Consider the following 20,599-nt stretch of genomic DNA (forward strand, 5'->3'; position numbering starts at 1 on the left):
GTTTCATTAATAGCTATTTACCGAGCAACTGATTGTACAGCCCCAGGTAATCGCTCAGATCTTCATTATCTTTCTTGAAAGGCAAAATAATTTTGCCTTTTTCAGCCTTCACTTCATCCACCACTTTTTTCTCCAGCTTGTCGGCTGCAAGCACTACGGCATCTGCGTATTTAGCAGCGCCTCTGTTCAGCGCGGTATTGGTACCTTCCTTGAACAGCTCCATATCCTTTTCTTTGATCTGATTACTGATGGTCGCCTTCTTTACAAAAGTCGTTCCCAGTTTTTCCTTGAAAGTATTAGGCAGGAGAGAATACACGATTTTGCTGTTGGCAAAAACCGGCTCTTTTTTATAAGCAGTCTTTAGGTACATGGGTATCAGGGAGGTCATCCAGCCACTGCAATGAATTACGTCCGGAGGCCATCCGAATTTCTTAACAGTTTCCAACGCACCCTTACAGAAGAATACAGCACGGGCAGCATTATCATCAAAGAATTGCTCATTCTCGTCAGCAAATACTGTCTTACGCTTGAAATAGTCTTCGTTATCCAGGAAGTAGACCTGTAATCTGGCATTTGGCAATGAAGCCACCTTGATAATCAACGGATAATCATCCCCGTCAATCACAATGTTAATACCAGACAACCTTACCACTTCGTGTAAACGATGTCTTCTCTCATTAATAATTCCAAATCTCGGCATGATCACTCTCACTTCCAGTCCGGCCTCATTGGACTTAATTGCCATTTTATTGACCATAGCCGCGTAATCACTCAGTTCCAGGTAAGGCGACATCTCTTGGGCAATAAAAAGAATTCTTTTCTTTGTGGACATTTAACGCTGATTATTAATGCAGTAATTTTTAATTTGGCTTGCAAAATTACGGATTTTTTTAGGAATATTGGCCAATCTGTCAGTTTTAACATCCTTTTTAACAATGTTTTATGTATCAATTTAAGCGCAGCATTGACCTGAAGAAGCACCTGGACCTGGTAAGAAAAAGCGGCAAAACTATTGGTTTTGTGCCAACTATGGGCGCCCTGCACCAGGGACACCTGTCACTTATTCAGGCCGCAAAAAAAGAAACCGACGTGGCGGTCTGCAGCATCTTCGTCAACCCGACTCAATTCAACGACCCGAAAGATTTTGAAAAATATCCCATTACTATTGAAGCTGATATTAAAAAATTAAATGATGTATCAACAGATATAGTATTCCTGCCATCTGTTGACGAGATGTACCCGAACGGACTCTCCGAAAACATCCACTACGATTTTGGCACCCTCGAAACCATTCTGGAAGGAAAATTCCGCCCCGGACACTTCCAGGGTGTTGGCCAGATTGTTCATAAGCTACTCGATATCGTTCAACCGGATAAGCTGTTTATGGGACAAAAAGACCTTCAGCAGTGCCTTATCGTCAGTAAGTTACTCAAAATCATCGGATCTTCCACGGAATTAGTTGTATGTCCAACTGAAAGAGAGCCGGACGGCATGGCAATGAGCAGCCGGAATGCGCGCCTGTCGCCCGCTGCACGTAAAAAAGCAGTAGCCATTTACCAGGCCCTCACCACCATCCGGGAAAACTTCGGTAAAGGTCTCTTGTTCATGGAAAGCGCCCACGAAGCCTTCGACAACCTCAAAGCCGGGGGCTTTGACCCTGAGTATGTCGATATCCTCGTGCTGCAAAACGGTGACCTCCTCCCGCTGGACCACCCTGCTGATGATCAAACCACCGTGGTGGCAGCAGTGGCCGCCTGGCTGGACGGTGTGCGGTTGATTGATAACATGGTTATTCAGGGGAAAATATAGCCGCCTTTTTTGTCTTTGCCTGCGGCAAAGACAAAAAAGGCGGATGGGATAGGGCTTGCGCCCTATCCCATCCGCCTATCCATGTAAAACCTTACTTCTCTATCTGTAAAATCGTCACTCCCATCGCCGGCACCTTTGCCCTGATACCACCTGCGGTACCAGCACTATATGCCTTTACCGCCGTATACTCTCCCGGCCCGCCAATACTGCCTGATGGCCCCTGCCCGTTAATGAGCACTTTCCGGCTAAATCCGGTGCTTTCTCCTGAAATAGTATACCAGTAGTACCTGCCCCCCGGTTTGAAGTTTTTGAAGTCCAGGGTGATGTCAGTAGCCGTATTCCCCTTGTTCACCAACACCACCTGCACCTCTCCGCTGCTAAAGGAGCTCGCATACGCCAATACCTCCTTTTGCCCGGTGGTGACACTCGCCGGTATGCATCTGTCGCCCAAAGTCTTTTTCAGCAGCCAGAGGTAGTAAAACGCTGGCCTCGGCGCCCAAAGCGACTCCCCCGATGCCGCCTCTCCCTTGCTGAACAAGCCATGGTCGTTCCCGTCTTCCCAGGCATTGGATAGATCCCAGCGGCTCGCCATTCCATACTGCTTACGTATCAGCTCCTCCACCACAATCAGCGCATGCACCCCTGCCACCTGCGATACCATCTGTTTGGAGCCCGCAGAAAATATATTCCACTCGGTGAGTGCCACCGGTCGCTCAGGGGCATTGGCACTTTTTCTCGTTTTATCGATGTAAGCCAGCATTTCCGTGGTAACATCCGTCGCACTCGATAATATCTCTGCCGGACCTGCATTGGTCATATAAGGCGTAAAATAGCTATGCACAATGTAAAAATCAGCCTTCTCCCCTGCCTGTGCGAGCACACCGGCATTCCAGGTTTTATCCGTTGCATTGGCCCAGGAAGCAGGCTCCTTTTCCAGCAGTTGCGCCCCGATGTATATTCTCGCACCGGTCTCGGCAGCAGCGCTGCGCATCGAATCGGCGAAGACTTTAAAATGCTTACCATATAATTCTCCCGTGATGATTTCGGGCTGACCATCCTTGTTATCCGCCGTCTTTATCCGGTAGCCTGCCTGCCAGTTACCATTGCTTTCATTACCGATCTCCCAAAAACGTGTTTTGCCTTTATCGTGCCTTACCCAATCCGCCGCCAGATGCGCAGCCGCCGCCACCGGATCAGGTCCCAGCCCATACCGGGCATATCCGTAATTGATCGTGATAATTCCCTCATTGCCCGTTTGCTGCAATAACTTGTAATAATTAGCCAACGATAACGTATAGTCGTAATCGTTATTACCGAACCAATACCCTCCGTCAATTTCTTTCCCATCGCCATCCAGCCGTTTGGCAGGTGCGTCTGCGGGCGGCACCCCTGGCGCTGCATTCCAGAAGTATATGCTGCTCAGGTTTCCACCAGGAAAACGGATAATGCCCGGCTGCAATTGCTTGATGTGCTCCATCAATAACGGCTGCGTCACTATCTGCGTCATATAGGGGTTGGCGTTATTGCCAAACAGTGCCGGCGATATACGGCAAATCACAGTAGATGCATCCACCAGCACCTTTACAGCTCCAGATGCAGGACTGCTCCCAGCCACGGCCGCAGGGGCCGTAAACCGTACCGGCTGCCAGCTATCGATAAAAAATCCGGTAGTGGGTGCTACGGCCGGATCTGGTGGCACCACTACTTTCGTAGTGTCGTCCACGTTACCTGTTTCCGGCGGCCCTGCCTGATGCCTCCCGCAGGCCTGCATCAGCGGCAACAACATCGGCAATAACAGATATTTTAAATGCGCTCTCTTCATGAATAATAATTTGAAAGGCGAAATAAAAGGCCGGGGTGTTTCCCCATTTGGAAACACCCGGCGCTTCTACGCTTCTATCACCCAGCTATTTGATTTTTATAATCCTGAAATTGTCGAATGCGGCATTGTAAACGTCCACCGGATCTTCTTCGGTAATAAAACGATAACCGAATACGACCACCCCATTTTTCAATACATCTGCAAACATAGCCGCAGGCGCACCGGTACCCTCTATCCCATCCGCTGTTTGTCTGAACTGAGAAATAGGGATAGTCACCGTCTGCCATTTATTCTTTGTAGAGAATTTACCGTCCGCAGCGGCGAGATATGGCATATAGCGATAACAGAATTTATCATTAAAACGCAGTACCATAATTCCTGCCGACCAGGCCTCTTTCGTATTCATCTCAAACTTCAGGGCATAATTACCTGCTTCGGCATTAGGTATACCAGCAGTAAACATCGGCACATCATTGAAATTACCGGATCGATTGTCATTCCACCAGCCGCCGTCTTTGGCGCCTACACTACCGAACACACTTTGCAGGTATGCTCCGCGGGTACCCGGAAATAATGTAGCATCATTGGTTCTCACGGCTCCCCACCATGCCCAGTTGAATACCGGCTTCTCCCCTGGCTCGTCATTCGTCAGGTTACTGATTACATCTCCGCTTTCATGATCATTCAGCGGCCCGTCACTCCTTGCAATACCATACTTGGCATGCATCACCAGCCTGCCGGTATCTGAACCCAGATCAGGCATCACAAAACCAACGCGGGTCCCTGCAGGATTTGTAGTCAGATCCGTAATTTCTCTATTGCCGGGCAATACCAGCTTACTGATCAGGTACATGCTGCTGCCATTCACGAATACAGAATCACCGGCCAATGCATTTTCATTGGAAATGCTGGATATAGAAGGTGGTGGTATATCCAATACAAAACTGTATTCGAAGTCACCATGTGTGGTAACGAACTTAATTTTATTCGGCACATTCGGATCCACCGCTTCAGTAGGCGCTTTTTCCGGAATCAAAATGATCAGGTGCGTACTGGTGTTGTAGGTGGGATTAAAGTAGGCTTCCTGGTTATTGAACAATACCTTCACCATGCCATGGAGGTTCTGACCGGTCACCAATATCAGTGTACTGGGCAATGCTTTGGTAAAGGAGCTGTCCTGCAGGGTGCTATCCAACAGCGTAATCTTTGTAACGCTTGGTGGTGCTGACACATCTCCGTTTTTGGAGCAGGCCACATAACATAGCATCATTAATCCCATCACTACCTGCAACCAGCAATTCTTTATAATTTTCATAAGTGATTTTTTTGAGATTAGAATTTATACGGAACAGGAGGCTTACGTAAACTAGGTGCTGCTGATAACTCCTGTGCAGGTATAGGCAACTGGAAATTACTGGCCGTAACGGGATAGAAGTCCGGCGTATCGGAGGTAATCGTCCAGCTGGTAGCGTTTTTCTCCGTATTTGGCACAATGCGGTAGGTACCTTTATCCTGGCTACCTAAAAGTGACAATGCTTTGGAAGGGTTGTAGTAATACAATCTAATCAGGTCATACCAGGCTTGTCCTTCCATGGCCAGTTCCAGCCTTCTTTCTATATAAATATCATCCCAGGTGAGCGAGGTTTTAAGCCCAACGCCGGCACGTCTGCGTAAGGCATTTACATAGGAAAGCGCCGCTGCATCAGTAGTTGTTGCCGAGTTACCCAGTTTCGCTTCTGCATAAACCAGGTATACATCAGCCAGTCGTAGCATATAGGTATTGATTTCGGTGTGCTGCTGGGTCACTTTACCACCGTTATCTTCCGGCCTTCCTACTATATATTTCTTTACCCAGGCACGGGTGTTATAACGCTCTGTACCCACATAGTTCCAGGGTACATCCAGTTCCTGGATCAGCTTTTTACCGGGATTATTCGGATCATCCACCGATTGATGAATATAGGAATAGTGATCACCCGGGAACATGAAAGTGGCCTTTCTCCTTTTATCATTGGGAGAATACAATTTCAACTGATCATAAGAGGCTCCTATGTCTCCCCCCCAACCATCACTAAATCCTGTGATAGCCGGACTGAAGGCCAGGAACGCCTGCACGCTGTTTTGTGTGCCCCAGTCGCCATCATATTTCCACTGCAAGGCAAACAGGCTCTCTGAATTATTATTGCTGGCTGTCAAAAACAGGTCTTCGTAATTCTCCATTAAAGAAGCGCCACTGTTTTTAATCACATCATCGGCAAGTATAGCTGCGCTGTCCAGGTCCAGCTGCACACGGGTGCCGGATTGATTCAGCCCTGCGCGTGTGAGATAAGCTTTGGCCAGCATACCTTTGGCCGCCCATTTGGTAATGCGCCCTTTCTGATAAGGGGTGGAAGGCAGATTCTCTTCTGCATAACGCAGGTCTCTGATGATAAACTCCCATACCGATTCCACCGTATTGCGAACCACACTGGTGTCTGTCATGATAGCCAGGTTATCTTCTATCACCGGTACCGGGCCCCAGTTCATCACAAGATGAATGTATGCGGAAGCACGCATAAAACGTCCTTCTGCAATCCCATACCGCTTGATATTGTCCGGTACAGCCGGGCCGGCAAACTTTGTAATGTTATTGATGGCCATATTGGATTGTGCCACTACATTATAGAAGGCATTCCAGGCACTGTATACCTCCGGTGTCACATCCGTTGTTTGCATACGAATATTGGCTACCTGGTAGGAACCCGACATCAATATTCCACCTCTGCCATCACCAAGACCGTGAGAGGCTTTATCATTATAGGCGAACCATACCTGGTTGTATAAACCTCCGGTACCGGCCATAACCTGCTCAGCAGTCTGGTAAAAGTTAGCATCTACGATCTGGTCTTGTGGTGGGCGATTTAAGAAGTCTTTGCTGCACCCGGTCAGCATGCCTGCTGCCAATGTCATCAAAAACAAAAACTGAAAATATCTGTGCGTCATAAAATGTCGTTTTTCTCTGTTAAAAATCAACAGCAATGCTGGCGGAATACATACGTGTAAGCGGGTAACGGCCGGCGTCCACACCAATGTATTGGGCAGAAACCTGGGCTTCTTTACCTACATAGGCACCCACTTCCGGATCAAAGCCGGTGTATTTGGTAAACGTCGCAAGGTTTTGTACGCCAATGGATACACGTAGTGCTTTTACGATCCGTTGCATATTCAGCAAAGAGGAGGGGAAGCTATATCCCAGCTGCACATTTTTGATGCGGATATAAGAACCGTCTTCTACATAGTCATTCGTGAAACGGTTACTATTGCCGTTTACATCGTTGGCTACCAGTCGCGGTATTTTAGTTCCCGAATTAGTGATCACGGATTTATCTCCGTCATTAGTAACTCTTGCATAGTCAAATGCTTCCTGGAAAAGGTTTCTACCCAGCACGATATTATTTGGCTGTGTATTTTCAAAACGGAGGTAGTTGAAAATCTGGTTACCCTGGGAACCGGTTACCATAATATTCAGGTCAAATCCTTTATAGGAGAAAGTATTGCTAAATCCAAAAGTCAGTTTAGGCCATGGATTACCGATAAAAGTCTGGTCCCTGGAATCGATGAGACCATCGTTATTGAGATCTTTATATTTCACATCTCCTACCCATACACCGCCATCGCGGGCAGTAGGCAGGCGGGTACCATCGGCCTGGGTGGGCACTGCGCTTTTGTTGATTTCATCCACGGAGGTAAACAGCCCTTCGGAGATGTAACCGTAAAATAGCCATGGGGCTTGCCCTACCGCTGACCGTTCTGCAAAATTATTCAGGCTCCAGAGGGTTTTGGTAACGAAAGCATTGTCGGAATAAAAGCGGTTAATTTCGGAACGGAACGAAGAAATGTTGAAATTTGTTTTCCATACAAATCCAGCTTTGTTCTGGATATTAACCGTATTCAGGGTAATATTGAAACCCTTGTTTTTCATACTACCGATGTTGGACGCCGGCGGGCGGATCGATCCTTCTCCTACCGTTCCCTGGTAGCCTGGCAACGGGAGATCCAGCAGCAACTTATCTGTATTCCGGAGATAAAAATCTGCTTCCAGCTGAACCCTGTTTTTAAACATGTTCAGATTGAAACCGATGTTCTTGGTTTCGGTAGGCTCCCAAGCCAGATCAGCATTCCCATACTGCGAGGTCAGGAAAGATGATCCAAATGGAGTTGTTACCGGTCCCAGGTTGGCAAATTGCCTGTTTCCAGGGCCACTGTTACCTGTCATACCCCACTCACCACGGATTTTAAGTTCATCCACAAATGTGACTGACCGCATGAATGGTTCCTGTGAAATACGCCAGGCTGCTGAGGCAGATGGGAAATACCCCCAGCGGCTATTAGCCCCGAAGTTGGAAGAACCATCAGCCCTGCCTACAAACTGCACAATATATTTATCGTTGAAAGTATAGTTGATACGGGTCAGGTAAGATTCCATGGAACCCCAACCTTTGTAAGCGCCGGTAGTTTGGCCGGTAGCATTTCCAAGATTAATGGATTGCACGGAGTTGCTGGCAAATCCGGTACGGTTGGCACTTAAACCCTGGTAGTTGTTTGCCTGGGCTTCATGACTTCCCATCACCCCTACCGCATGCTTACCAAAATTCCTGTTGTACTGCACCAATTGGTTCAGCATCCAGAAGAAATTTTTAGCGGTGGTTACGTTCATGGTAGCGGACGTGTTCTGCTGGTAACCGAGTTGATAGGTTGGTGTAAACTTGGACCCATCTGCGTACTCAAAATTACCATTGAAGTTGGCACGGATCAATAATCCCGGGATAGGAGTTACATCTATGGACATACCACCTAATCCGCCGGTACGCTTGTAGGTGTTATCAATCAGTGTGGATATAGCCACCGGATTTAGCGGGGCGTATTGTGCATTGGAGCCAAATTCATTGGTAGTAGCTCCTCCCCAGGTACCGTCCGGATTTTTAACCGGCACGTTGGGCGCCAGGTTCAGGGCGGTACGGATCACATCTTCGGAGGTACTGGACAAGCGCTCATTGGTTTGGTAGAAGTTGACACTGGTGCTCAGCTTCAGCCATTTAAACGCCTGGTTATCCATGTTGGCGCGGAAAGAATACCGTTCGAAATCAGAACCGGTAGCTACCCCTTGCTGCGTAAGGTATTCGCCGGAAATATAGTAATTGGTAACACTGTTGCTATTACTTACATTAAACTGATGTTTACTCAGCGGAGATGGCCGGAACAGCTCATGCTGCCAGTTGGTACCAGCTCCCAGTACTGACGGGTTCTGGAATTCAGGCGTCGGTGTTCTGTTCAGGTCAGCGGCAATAGCGTTGCTCATGGTGGCAAACTGCTGCAGGTTCATGGTGGGCACCTCATTAGGACGTTCCTGATTGGTATAAAGGTAGCTATACCCTACTTTCAGGCCTTTGCTGCCTCTTTTGGTAGTCACCAGGATTACCCCGTTCGTACCCCTGGAACCATAGATAGCGGTAGCAGATGGCCCTTGCAATACCTCCATCGATTCGATATCACTCGGGTTGATACCTGCCAGCGGATTCACGGAGCTGCTGTTACCATATGAGATCTGGCTCGGCTGTATCTGCACCCCATCGATCACATACAAGGGCTCAGTGGTGAAACTAATCGTGCTTACACCTCTGATATTTACAGAGATACCACCGCCGGGCTGCCCGGTGTTTTGCGTTACATAAACACCGGCCGCACGGCCCTGAATCGCCTGATCCATGGTCGTGTTGATCGTTTTATTGATATCGGCCGAGGAGATGGAGACCTGCGCACTACTCTGGTCCGTTTTCTTCATGGTGCCGTAACCTACCACCATTACATCTTTCAGCCTGGTGGCATTTTCCTGTAAGCGCAAGGCTACTACTCTGCTGGCCGGTACTTTCACCTCGCGGGTATTATAACCCATGGAAGAAATCACCAGTACCTGCCCAACGGCAGCGTCTATACTAAATTGTCCGTCACCATCTGTTGCGGTGCCGGAGCGCGTACCTTTAATGGACACGGAAGCGCCGGGAAGCGGGTCCCCGGAGTCTGAGGTGATTCTACCTGTTACCCTGGGTGATGCGCCGGTGGGTTGCTGACCATATACAGGGCTCAGAAATGCCATGCAGGAGGCCACTAACCATACCAGGAGGAATGATTTTCCAGTAATACTGGCTCTTTTCATACGTGGAGAGATTAAGTTTTAAAAATTCGCGATCTGTCGATTTTGGTTCATTAGTAGATTTACTTTCATAACGATGAGCATAAAGGTATCTCATCGCAGTGGTTTCATAGGTACTGCATTGTTAATATTAACTGTCAGAATTGTTACAAAAGTAGGGGTTCAAATGTAACAGCGGGGGTATCTTTTTGTTACACGTTTATTTCCTGTTGGCCGCCTGGTAAGCACTTGGCAGCATATGGTATACCATTTTAAAATATTTGGAAAAGTATTTCGGGTTGTTGAAACCTACCTCATATGCCACCTCGGCCACGTTCATTTCCGACCTGCTGAGCAGCTGCGCCGCACGTTGTAAACGCACGGATCTGATGAACTCAATCGGCGGCTGACCACTGATCGCAAAAATCCGCCGGTATACGGATACCCGGTTCATACAAAGTTCTTTGCTCAGCTCCTCCACCGAAAAATCGGGGTTCGATAAATTCCGCTCCACAATTTCCAATGCCTTCTGCATAAACTTTTCGTCTGCACTTGGGATGGCCTGGTCTTTACCAGCCGCAGGTAATGTCACTTTTGGTGTCACCGTTCTGGCGGCCAGCACGTTTCGCACGCGCGACAACATAATTTCCACGTTAAATGGCTTTACCAGATAATCAGCCGCACCGTGATCCAGTGCCTTGAGCTGCTCTTCTTCTGCGGCCATGGCCGTCAACAGAATTACCGGGGTACGCTTAGTACGGTTGTCGCCCCGGATTTTGGCGCAGAGTGTAATCCCATCCATCAGCGGCATATTTACATCACTTACTACCAGGTCGGGGTGCTCCGCCAGCACTTTCTGCCAGCCTTCCACGCCATTGCAGGCTTCCAACACCTGGTACTCCTCTTTCATATTTTCTTTGAGATAAAAGCGGAAGTCATCATTATCTTCTACCAGCAGCACGGTGGCTTTGCCTTTGGTATTTACAACAGGTTTGTACTCAGGTTGCGACACTACCGGGGCCGGCTCAGTTTTCAACCCGGGTTGCATGGCTGCACTCACTTTCAGAGGTAAGGTGATGGTAAATACGGTGCCTTTGTTTACTTCACTGTTAACGGTGATCTGGCCCTGGCACAGCTTCACAAATTCCCGGGTAATGGCTAATCCGATACCGCTACCCTGACTGTTTATTCCACCTGGCACATCGTGTTTAAAGAACTGCTCAAACACGTTCTCCTGGCGATCTGCCGGAATACCGATGCCGGTATCTTCCACCTTTAGTTCCAATACTGCATCCTCCTCCACAGTAGTCACCTGTACGCCTACACGAATAGCACCACCCACCGGTGTAAACTTAAACGCATTGGACAACAGGTTAAATAATATCCGTTCTATCTTATCATGATCAAAGGAGGTAAACAGCTGTTCCGTATTCGTCTGGAAATCCAGCTGCATCTGCTTGCGCTCTGCCAGGTCGGAAAAGCTGTACACTGCTTCGCGGATAAAATCTATCAGATCGCCCGGTGTTGTATCCAGCTTCAGTTCATGCATTTCCATCCTTCGGAAGTCCATCAGCTGGTTTACCAGGTTGAGCAACCGGCGGGCGTTGCGCCGCATCAGGTATAGCTTCTGGCGGTAGGCAGGCTCTTTTTCATGACGGATTACTTCGTCCAGTGGTGCCAGGATCAGGGATACCGGCGTACGGAATTCATGACTGAGATTGGTAAAGAGTTTTATTTTCAGCATGTCCAGTTCATGCAGGCGCTGCACCTCTTTTCGTTCCTGTGCCAGCGCAAAGCGGCGATGCACCCTTTGTAAAGTGAAATGGCGTAACAAAAATAAGCCACCCGCTAACAGCAACGCATATACGCCATAGGCCCAGCCGGTAGCCCAGAACGGCGGCCGGATGGTAATTTTAAGGCTGATGCCTTTCCAGGAGGAGTCGCCGTCGTCATTGAGGGCTTTAAGCCGCAGCGTATAGGTGCCGGGATTGATATTCGTATAGGTGATACGTTTAGAACGTGCGTCAGCGGTTTGCCACTCCCTGTTGAAGCCTTCCAGCATGTACACGTAGGTGTACTTATTCTTGTCCGTATTCAAAAAATCCAGCGCGGCAAAGTCCAGGGAAAAATCGTTTTCATCATAGCGCAGGGTAATTGCTTTTGTTTCCGGCAAGCCGGCAGGCAGGATGACATGATTATGTATTTTTTCATCTACTCCTACGGTGCGGTTAAATAGTTGGAGACTGGTAAACACCAGCGGTGGTTCGGTCCGTGCCTGGATAATGCTGGCCGGATCGAAGAGATTGAAGCCGTTGGCCCCGCCAAATACCAGCTCGCCGGAGCGGAGCTTCAGCGCTGCGTTTACGTTAAAAGCATCTCCCTGCAGGCCGTCCTTATAGTTAAAGTTGCGGCAGCTGATGCCGATGATTCCTTTGCCCGCTTCCTGCCGCGGAGTGATTTTCGACAACCCGTTACTGGTACTTGCCCAGAGGTGCCCTCCATTATCTTCCAGAATAGCAATGATATTATTATCCGGCAGCCCATCTTCCATTCTGAAGGTCCGGAAACGCTGATCTGCTGCATTAAACACACAGAGTCCATCCCGGGAACCCGCCCAGATGAAACCCCTTGAGTCGCATAATACCGTACTTACGTTGTCGTTGCTGAGTCCATGTGTATCATGCAGGTAATGAATAAACAGACCTTTGGCCTTGTCCATCATATCGATCCCGTATGCCGTGCCTATCCAGAGGTTGCCGGCTTTATCCTCTGTGAGGTCGGAAATAAAATTCGAGTGCACGGAGTTATGCATGCTCACGTTATTGTGATAGAATGCCGGTATTTGCGGGGCAAACCGGTCCATCCCTCCGCCGAGTGTGCCTATCCAGAAATCGTTCTGGCTGTCACGGAAGAGCTTCCAGACCGTTTTATCAGCCAGGCTCAGGGTGTTGTCAGGGTCCGGGGTGTAATGGGTAATACGTCCATCTACCAAGTGATCCAGGCCACCGTAGTAGTAGCCGATCCACAAACTATTGTCCTTATCTACCAGTAAGCTGAGGATAACGTCCGTGCTGATGCTCGTAGGGTCGTTGGCGTTATGTTTCCACTCGCGGTAAGTATTTTTCTGGCGGTCATAAAACATAAGTCCCCCGCCGTTGCTACCAATCCACAGGTTACCGTTCTTATCTTCCGCAAAGCAGTTCACATCGTTGTAGCTCATGGGTGCGCGCTCTTCGGGGCGGCGGTTGTGGAGGGCAAACTTATGCATGCTTTCCGCATAGTAGCTGACGCCACTTTTGTAGGTGCCACACCAGATGATACCCAGGTCATCCTTGTACATGGAATAGATGGCGTTGTCTGCCAGACTTTTGCTGTTATCATCGCGGTGCAGGAGGTGGCGTACCTTAAACGTTTTTTTATGGAGCAGGTTGATGCCGCCATGGTCTGTTCCGATCCAGATCTGGCCTTTATCATCCTGCACGATGCTATTAACTATATCATTATTCAGTTCGCTGTTGCGGCTGCTGAGTCGCTGTGTTTGCCAGGTATTGCCATTTACGTAGGTAACACCATAGTCGGAGCCTTCCATAAACACCCATAGATCGTCGTCGCTGTCGATAAACAGGTGCATGCTGAGTGGTTTTTTTTGGGGTTGGGGAGAGATAAGATTTTTTCGTTCGCTGAGTTGCAGCGTATTGACTGCAATCTTATCGAGCTCTCCATTTTTATGCAGCGCCAGCATGTAACCACTTTGTGTGGCCCCCATATCTGTCACGGGATTTTCGGGATCCTGCTTTACTGCTATCTGTTGTACAGGGTGATCTTGTTTTTTGCAGAACAAACGTCCGTCCTGGTAGGCAAACCAGTAGGTGTTACCGCTGCGCTGCATGCAGGTGATACCGTATTCCGGCAGGCCCATGGCGGCGAGCCAGCGGGCAGCCTTTTCAAACTGTTCGGTTATGGGGCTGTACACCGCGTCACCGTTGCGGGTACGGATGTACATGCGGTCGCCCGGAGCGGGATAAATGGCCAGGATGAAGTTGTCGCTGATGGACAGCGAATCATTCGGTTTATGGCGGTAGATGCGGTAGGCAGTACCATCAAAGCGGTTTAGGCCGCTCATGGTGCCAAACCACATAAACCCTTTGCTATCTTTATAAATGCAGTTTATCTGGTTATTGGAGAGGCCATCATTGACATTGAGCGATACAAAGTCCTGTGCCGGCGCGTGCAGGCATAACAGCAATAACAGTGGAATCAACAGTTGTTTCGTAAACATGGAAATCAGGGTGGCTATAGGTCAGCATCAATCACACAGGAACCGGGCAAACGCAGGGAATAACTGAAAAATTATTTTTATATTATTTTGGTTGACAAGTACTTAAACATATTAACATTTCTTTTTTTGGTTGACTTTTCAGTTATTCTTACGCCTCTGCTACTAATTTCAGCAAATTATACAGTATTTGCAAAGGCGGACAGAAAAAACATTTTGGGGAGCACGGTAAGGGAGCTCAGTGGCTTTGGCGCAAAACATTATTTTCCCTAGCTTTGCAGACGCTCCTTTTCACAGGGAGTTTATGAGCTATGCAAATTGAAATTTTAAAGTGTAAGATTCACCGCGCAGTTGTAACAGAAGCGAACCTGCAGTATGTTGGCAGTATTACCATCGATGAAGATCTGATGGATGCGTCGGGCCTGATTGAATACGAAAAAGTGCAGGTACTCAACGTCAACAATGGCGAAAGATTAGAAACCTACGTAATAAAAGGCAAACGTGGTTCAGGTGTGATTTGTATGAATGGACCTGCAGCACGACTGGTGGCGCCGGGCGACATAGTGATCATCATCTCCTATGCTACCATGGATTTCGAAGAGGCGAAGAAATACCAGCCTATTGCCATCTTCCCTAAAGAAGGAAACAAATTATAATACCCTTGCCGGTTTGTGACCATTTGTAAATATTGTAACACCCTAAACAGCTTTAGTTATGCCTAAATCACTTAAGAATGTCATTAAGTTCATCTGTTTTTTTGGCATAGGTGTGTTATTAATATGGCTGGTTACAAAAGATTTAACTCCCAGGGAATGGGAGATGATGAAAGAGGCATTTCAACGGGCAAATTACTGGCTGGTAATACCTGCTATTATACTTGGTATTGCCAGTCACTGGTTCCGTGCTACCCGCTGGAAGCTGTTGATGAAACCACTGGGTCACCAGCCCACTACCCTCAATACTTTCTTTGCCGTGATGGTGGGTTACCTGGCTAACCTGGCCGTTCCCCGGCTGGGAGAAGTTACCCGCTGCGGCATTCTTGCCCAATACGAAAAAATACCCGCTGATAAGCTGGTAGGCACTATGATCGCAGAACGTGCGGTCGACATGCTATGCCTCATCCTGCTCATGGCCATCACCGTGCTCACACAGGTGGATGTTCTGGGCGCCTATGTGAACAAGGAAATCCTGATTCCCATGGGCAACAAATTTGCCAACGCCAATTTTCTCCAATTATCATTACTCCTGCTGGGCGCTGCCGCCGGCATAGGCCTCATTGTATGGCTGCTGCGCAGGTTTGCCCGCTCCAAAGCCGCCATCACCATAAAAAACCTGGCGCGCGGGGTTATGGAAGGCATTTTATCCATCGGTAAAATGGAAAACAAATGGGCTTTCATCATTCAGTCTGTCATCATCTGGGGCTGTTACCTCTCGCAGGTCTATATTGGCTTCTATTGCCTCCAGGAAACCACTCACCTTGGTATGAGCGCCGCGCTGGCCGTACTGGTCATTGGTAGTATAGGCATGATCGTTACCCCTGGTGGTATCGGCGCCTACCAAACACTGGTACAAAAAACCCTTGAACTTTATCATATCAATAAGGTGATCGGCTTTGCCTTCGGATGGATCATCTGGGTGGTACAAACTATCCTGGTGATTGTACTGGGCTTTGTAAGCCTGGTGGCACTTCCCATCTATAACAGAAAAAGAATGCAAAAGCAGGAATTACAACCTGTTACCGATAATTAATCTGCCTGCGTAGTTATTTTTTTGTATTTTGGAGTCGGATGCCCCTGCATCCGCCCTAACTACTATTTAATCCCGTACCGCAGATATGATGCACCTTATGCCCCGTAAGCACATGCCGGCGATATTGCTGTTAACGCTTATCACTGTCATCAGCCGATTTATCGTCCGATACTTTTACCATTTTGATATCAATGCAGTCCCTGTGCTCGAAACCTGGCACCTGCTGGACAGGCAGCTACTGATCGATCACCCCTGGGAATGTATGTGGTACCTGCATTCGCAGCCACCGCTGTTTAACGGGTTATGCAGTTTACTGATGAATGCCTTCCCCGTTCATTACATCCAAGTGATGGAGGCCCTGTGGATTATCCTCGGCTTTGTGCAAACGATACTCCTGTATCTCTCCATATACCAGCTTACCCGCAAACGATGGATAGGCTTTGCCGTTAGTGCCTACTTCTGCATCACACCTGCTTTCCTGTTGTATGAAGCCTGGTATTTTTATACCTACCTGGGAATGATATTCCTTTCCTACTCCCTGTATTTCCTGATCCGTTTTCTGCGTACGGAAAAATTCGTATGGGGGTTCGCGTTATTCCTCACCCTTGCCGTCATCTGCCTTACAATCAGTATGTTTCACCTCGTATGGCTGATAGCAGCTGTAGTGCTGGTGCTGCTCATGTGCCAACCACATCTCCGTAAAAAAACTATACTGGCTGCCCTGTTTCCTGTATTGCTGGTAACCGGCTGGTATGGTAAAAATAAAGTGATGTTTGGCCATTTCACCGCCAGCACCTGGATGGGCATGAACGTGGCGCGTATCATGCTGCCACTCGACCGGCAGCTGCCGCCTGCCATCACCAATGATACCATCCGCAGGTATGCCGATATCGGGCCTTTCCGCTGCCTGGAAGAGTATGGTGTACAGTGGTTGCCGGAAAACAAACAATATCCGGGAATAGGTGCGCTGCACGATTGGTGCAAAGGTACCAGCGAAAGTAATTTCAATAATATCCAGTATATCTACATCTCTGATCAGTTCCAGAAAGCTGGCATGGAATGCCTGAAAGCTGATCCTAAAAAATATCTCAAACTCACGTTCACGGCTAATTCGCTCTACTTCTCCCCTACTACTAATTATTTCAATCTGGTTAAAAACCGGAGCAAGATCCTGGGATATGAATACTTTTTTAATCTCGGTTATATTCCGATCCACAAGGATTATATCTTCCTGACAAATGCTATACTGGTACTGCTTTACGCCGTTTCATTCGGCCTGCTGGCCTGGCACTCCCTTCAACGCTGGAAAGGGGTACGTAAAAGAATATTGGCATGGGAATGGCAGGATATAGCTGCGGTTTATGCTGCCTTTAACATCTTGTATCTGATGCTGGCAGGTAATTTTCTTGAATTGGGAGAGAATAACCGTTTCCGTTTCCAGGTAATTCCGTTATTCCTGTTCCTGCTCGTATATACCGTGTGGAACCAATGGATGCGCGGCAAGCCCATAAAACAATGAACCATTTATGGCGACTAATCGTTAACTTTAATATAATACTGGAACTTAACCTAAAACCGTATCATCGCACCGCCAATTAGTGTGAATTTTTGAATGTAAATTAGTCCGTATGCGTTTGCAGCAAGGTGAGAACCTGGATATTATGACGATGCCCATAGAAACAACCACAAAGAAATTAGCCCGCAAAAAGGCCCCCGTAGCCAAAAAGAAGATGATTGGACGCGATGTCAGCTGGCTGGCATTTAATGCAAGAGTACTTCAGGAAGCTGCAGATAAAACTGTGCCGTTGTATGAGAGAATCAGATTCCTCGGCATATTTTCCAATAACCTCGACGAGTTTTTCCGGGTTCGTGTAGCCACACTCCGCCGTATGCTCTCTTTCGGTAAATCTGCAAAGATGCACCTGGAGGAAAATCCCGGCAAAATCATTGACTCCATTCAAACGATTGTGATGGAGCAGCAACGTGAGTTTGACCGTGTGTGGAAAGACATTGCACAAGAACTGGAAGCACAGCATATCTTCCTGCGCACAGAAAAACAACTTAACAGGGAGCAACAGAAGTTTGTACTGAACTACTTCAATGAACAGGTACGTACCAACATCATCCCGCTGATGATAGAAAGTATTCAGCAGTTCCCCTTCCTCCGTGATAAATCTATTTACCTGGCCGTAGTACTGGCCCGGGCAGATAATTCCATCAGTCAGAAATTCGCGCTGATAGAAATCCCAACCTCTGTACTGCCACGCTTTATCATTCTGCCCTCTAAACCGGGAGAGCATGATATTATGCTGCTGGAAGATGTTGTGCGTTTTTGTTTGCCTAATATCTTCTCCTACTTCGGATTTGATAAGTTTTCCTCGCACATCATCAAAGTAACGAGAGACGCCGAACTGGATATCGATAATGATATTGCAACCAGCATTATTCACCAGATTGAAAAAGGACTGAAAGACAGGCGTAAAGGCAAACCGGTACGTTTTGTTTATGATAAGGATATTGATCCGTTGCTGCTGGAATACCTCATCAGAAGGTTAGGTTTGTCCGGTAAAGACAACCTGATTCCCGGCGCGCGTATCCATAATTTCAAGGACTTCATGGATTTTCCGGAATCCATTTTTCCGCCGCATTCACATCGCAAATCCTTTATTCATCCGCTGTTCCAGAACGCCACCAGTGTGATGCATGTGGTGCAGCGCCAGGATGTAATGTTGCACTTCCCTTACCACTCCTTCGATACTATTATCGATCTGCTGCGGGAAGCGGCCATTGATCCGAATGTCTCCAGCATTAAAATTACGGCCTATCGCCTGGCTAAGAACTCCAAGATTATCAATGCGCTGATCAATGCCGTGCGCAATGGTAAGCAGGTAACAATTGTGCTGGAACTGCGCGCCCGGTTTGATGAAGCGGCTAATCTCGACTGGAAATCCCGGCTGGAGGAAGAAGGGGTAAAAGTACTGCTGGGCGTTCCCGGCATGAAAGTACATGCCAAGCTGTGTGTAATTAAGAAACGCATCGGCAATAAAACCATCCAGTGCGGCTTTGTGAGCACCGGTAACCTCAACGAGCGTACGGCCAGGGTCTATGGCGATCATTGCCTGCTGACAGCCAATCGCGCCATCATGGCAGATATCAACAAGGTATTCGCCTACCTGGAAAATGGTCACCACGACATCAAACTCCTGGAGAACTGCAAAACATTGCCGGTGAGTCCGTTCAACATGCGTAACACTTTCCTGCGCCTGATTGACCGGGAAATCAAAAATGCCCGCAACAAAAAGAAAGCAAGCATCATCATTAAAATGAACTCCCTCTCCGACGCCGTGCTGATCAGCAAACTGTATGACGCGGCCAAGGCAGGGGTGGATATAAAAATGGTTATCCGGGGTATCTGTTGCGCCTATACGGAAAATAAAAAATGGAAGAAACAGATCCATGCCGTGAGCATCGTGGATGAATACCTGGAACATGCCAGGGTGTTTATATTCCATCATGGCGGACAGGAAAAGGTATACATCGCCTCCTGCGACTGGATGATACGCAACCTTGATCACCGCGTGGAAGCCGCCGCCCCTATAACGGACCTGGCTATACGCAAGGAGATTATCGATATCATGAAAATCCAGCTCAGCGGCAATGTTAAAGCCCGTGTACTGGACAACGAACAGCGAAATGAATACTACCGGGAGGGAGATAAAAAAATCCGGTCCCAGGTGGAAATCTTAAAATATCTACACGAGAAACAATACCAGTAAGCTTTTACTGGTATTGTTTTTTAGGGTAAAGGAAAATAATTACTTTTGCTGCCATAATCAATTCGTATAGATGAAGTTAGCTGCGATAGACATAGGATCAAATGCTGCGAGGCTCCTGATTTCAGAAGCTTCACCCAACAGTGCAGGTAAAATGGATTTCACCAAGGTAAACCTGGTGAGAGTACCGTTGCGCCTGGGATTCGATGTTTTTGCCAACGGCATGATATCAGAAAAACGTGCCGCCTGCCTCATCGACACCATCCGGGCCTATAAGCTCCTGCTGGATGTATACGAAGTGAAATACCTCAAAGCCTGCGCTACCTCCGCTATGCGGGATGCCAGCAACGGGCAGTTCCTGCTGCAACAGGTAAAAGAGCAGACCGGGATCGACATTAAATTGATCAGCGGTCGTGAAGAGGCAGCCTATATTTACGAAAACCATGTGGCCGAACAACTGGATAATACCAAATCCTATATGTACATCGATGTAGGTGGCGGTAGTACCGAAATCACCCTGTTCAGCAAGAAACAACTGGTATTCAAAGAATCCTTTAATATCGGCACCATCCGCCTGCTGCATAACCAGGTAGAAGAAAGCACCTGGCAGCAGCTGAAGGACTTCATCAAAAATAACCTCAAGGGCCTCGGGCCGGTGATGGCTATCGGCTCAGGAGGCAATATCAATAAGGTTTTCAGCATGTCTAAACGTAAAGAAGGAAAACCTTTATCGCTCGAAACACTGAAAGATTACCATAAAGAATTCAGCAGCTTCACCGTAGAGGAACGCATACATCTCTACAACCTGCGGGAAGACCGTGCCGATGTGATTGTGCCTGCCCTGCAGATCTATATCAACATCATGCGCTGGACCGATACACCGGAGATCTACGTGCCTAAGATCGGGCTCGCCGATGGGCTGATCCACGCCCTTCACAGCGAAATTGCAGCAGCTACCAGCCAGTTGTAAAAAACATTTCCATTTTAATATTTATATCCCC

12 protein-coding genes are annotated in these 20,599 nt (G+C 47.9%); 6 read left to right on the forward strand and 6 right to left on the reverse strand.

Annotation, left to right across the window (positions count from 1 at the left end):
• Positions 1–13 precede the first annotated feature (13 nt).
• On the reverse strand, positions 14–832 hold the full coding sequence (locus tag KW844_RS18085; RefSeq protein ID WP_218378183.1) for a glycogen/starch synthase: 819 nt from the start codon (positions 830–832) through the stop codon (positions 14–16).
• A gap of 110 nt (positions 833–942) precedes the next feature.
• Between KW844_RS18085 and panC the strand changes: the two genes are divergently transcribed.
• The gene (gene panC / locus KW844_RS18090; protein ID WP_218378184.1) at positions 943–1,809 is read left to right on the forward strand and encodes a pantoate--beta-alanine ligase; all 867 of its coding nucleotides are present in this window, start codon (positions 943–945) and stop codon (positions 1,807–1,809) included.
• Between the two features lie 91 nt (positions 1,810–1,900).
• Here the strand turns inward: panC and KW844_RS18095 are convergent, their stop codons facing one another.
• The 5 genes from KW844_RS18095 to KW844_RS18115 all read right to left on the reverse strand — a co-directional run bounded on the left by KW844_RS18095 (position 1,901) and on the right by KW844_RS18115 (position 14,079).
• The gene (locus tag KW844_RS18095) at positions 1,901–3,631 is read right to left on the reverse strand and encodes an alpha-L-arabinofuranosidase (RefSeq protein ID WP_218378185.1); all 1,731 of its coding nucleotides are present in this window, start codon (positions 3,629–3,631) and stop codon (positions 1,901–1,903) included.
• An 85-nt stretch (positions 3,632–3,716) separates the two neighbouring features.
• Positions 3,717–4,946, reverse strand: coding sequence for a glycan-binding surface protein (locus tag KW844_RS18100; protein WP_218378186.1), 1,230 nt, complete (start codon positions 4,944–4,946; stop codon positions 3,717–3,719).
• A gap of 17 nt (positions 4,947–4,963) precedes the next feature.
• Positions 4,964–6,613: a RagB/SusD family nutrient uptake outer membrane protein gene (locus KW844_RS18105; protein ID WP_218378187.1), complete on the reverse strand. Its 1,650-nt coding sequence runs from the start codon at positions 6,611–6,613 to the stop codon at positions 4,964–4,966.
• Positions 6,614–6,632: 19 nt separating this feature from the next.
• Positions 6,633–9,824: a TonB-dependent receptor gene (locus tag KW844_RS18110; RefSeq protein WP_218378188.1), complete on the reverse strand. Its 3,192-nt coding sequence runs from the start codon at positions 9,822–9,824 to the stop codon at positions 6,633–6,635.
• Positions 9,825–10,020: 196 nt separating this feature from the next.
• Positions 10,021–14,079, reverse strand: coding sequence for a hybrid sensor histidine kinase/response regulator transcription factor (locus KW844_RS18115; RefSeq protein ID WP_218378189.1), 4,059 nt, complete (start codon positions 14,077–14,079; stop codon positions 10,021–10,023).
• 308 nt (positions 14,080–14,387) lie between these two features.
• On the opposite strand from KW844_RS18115, the gene panD reads away from it, so the two are divergent.
• The 5 genes from panD to KW844_RS18140 all read left to right on the forward strand — a co-directional run bounded on the left by panD (position 14,388) and on the right by KW844_RS18140 (position 20,568).
• On the forward strand, positions 14,388–14,732 hold the full coding sequence (gene panD, locus KW844_RS18120) for an aspartate 1-decarboxylase (protein ID WP_218378190.1): 345 nt from the start codon (positions 14,388–14,390) through the stop codon (positions 14,730–14,732).
• A 58-nt stretch (positions 14,733–14,790) separates the two neighbouring features.
• Positions 14,791–15,825, forward strand: a complete 1,035-nt coding sequence (locus KW844_RS18125; RefSeq protein ID WP_218378191.1) for a lysylphosphatidylglycerol synthase transmembrane domain-containing protein — start codon at positions 14,791–14,793, stop codon at positions 15,823–15,825.
• An 85-nt stretch (positions 15,826–15,910) separates the two neighbouring features.
• Entirely contained in the window at positions 15,911–17,344 is a 1,434-nt protein-coding gene (locus KW844_RS18130) for a hypothetical protein (RefSeq protein ID WP_218378192.1), read from the forward strand.
• Positions 17,345–17,453: 109 nt separating this feature from the next.
• Positions 17,454–19,601 carry a polyphosphate kinase 1 gene (gene ppk1, locus KW844_RS18135; protein WP_255578513.1) on the forward strand — a complete coding sequence of 716 codons (2,148 nt, stop codon included), beginning with the start codon at positions 17,454–17,456 and terminating at the stop codon, positions 19,599–19,601.
• Positions 19,602–19,671: 70 nt separating this feature from the next.
• Positions 19,672–20,568 (forward strand): exopolyphosphatase, encoded by an 897-nt coding sequence (locus KW844_RS18140; protein WP_218378193.1) that lies wholly within the window; start codon positions 19,672–19,674, stop codon positions 20,566–20,568.
• Positions 20,569–20,599 lie beyond the last annotated feature (31 nt).

Source organism: Chitinophaga sp. sic0106 (assembly GCF_019219075.1).
GTDB lineage: Bacteria > Bacteroidota > Bacteroidia > Chitinophagales > Chitinophagaceae > Chitinophaga.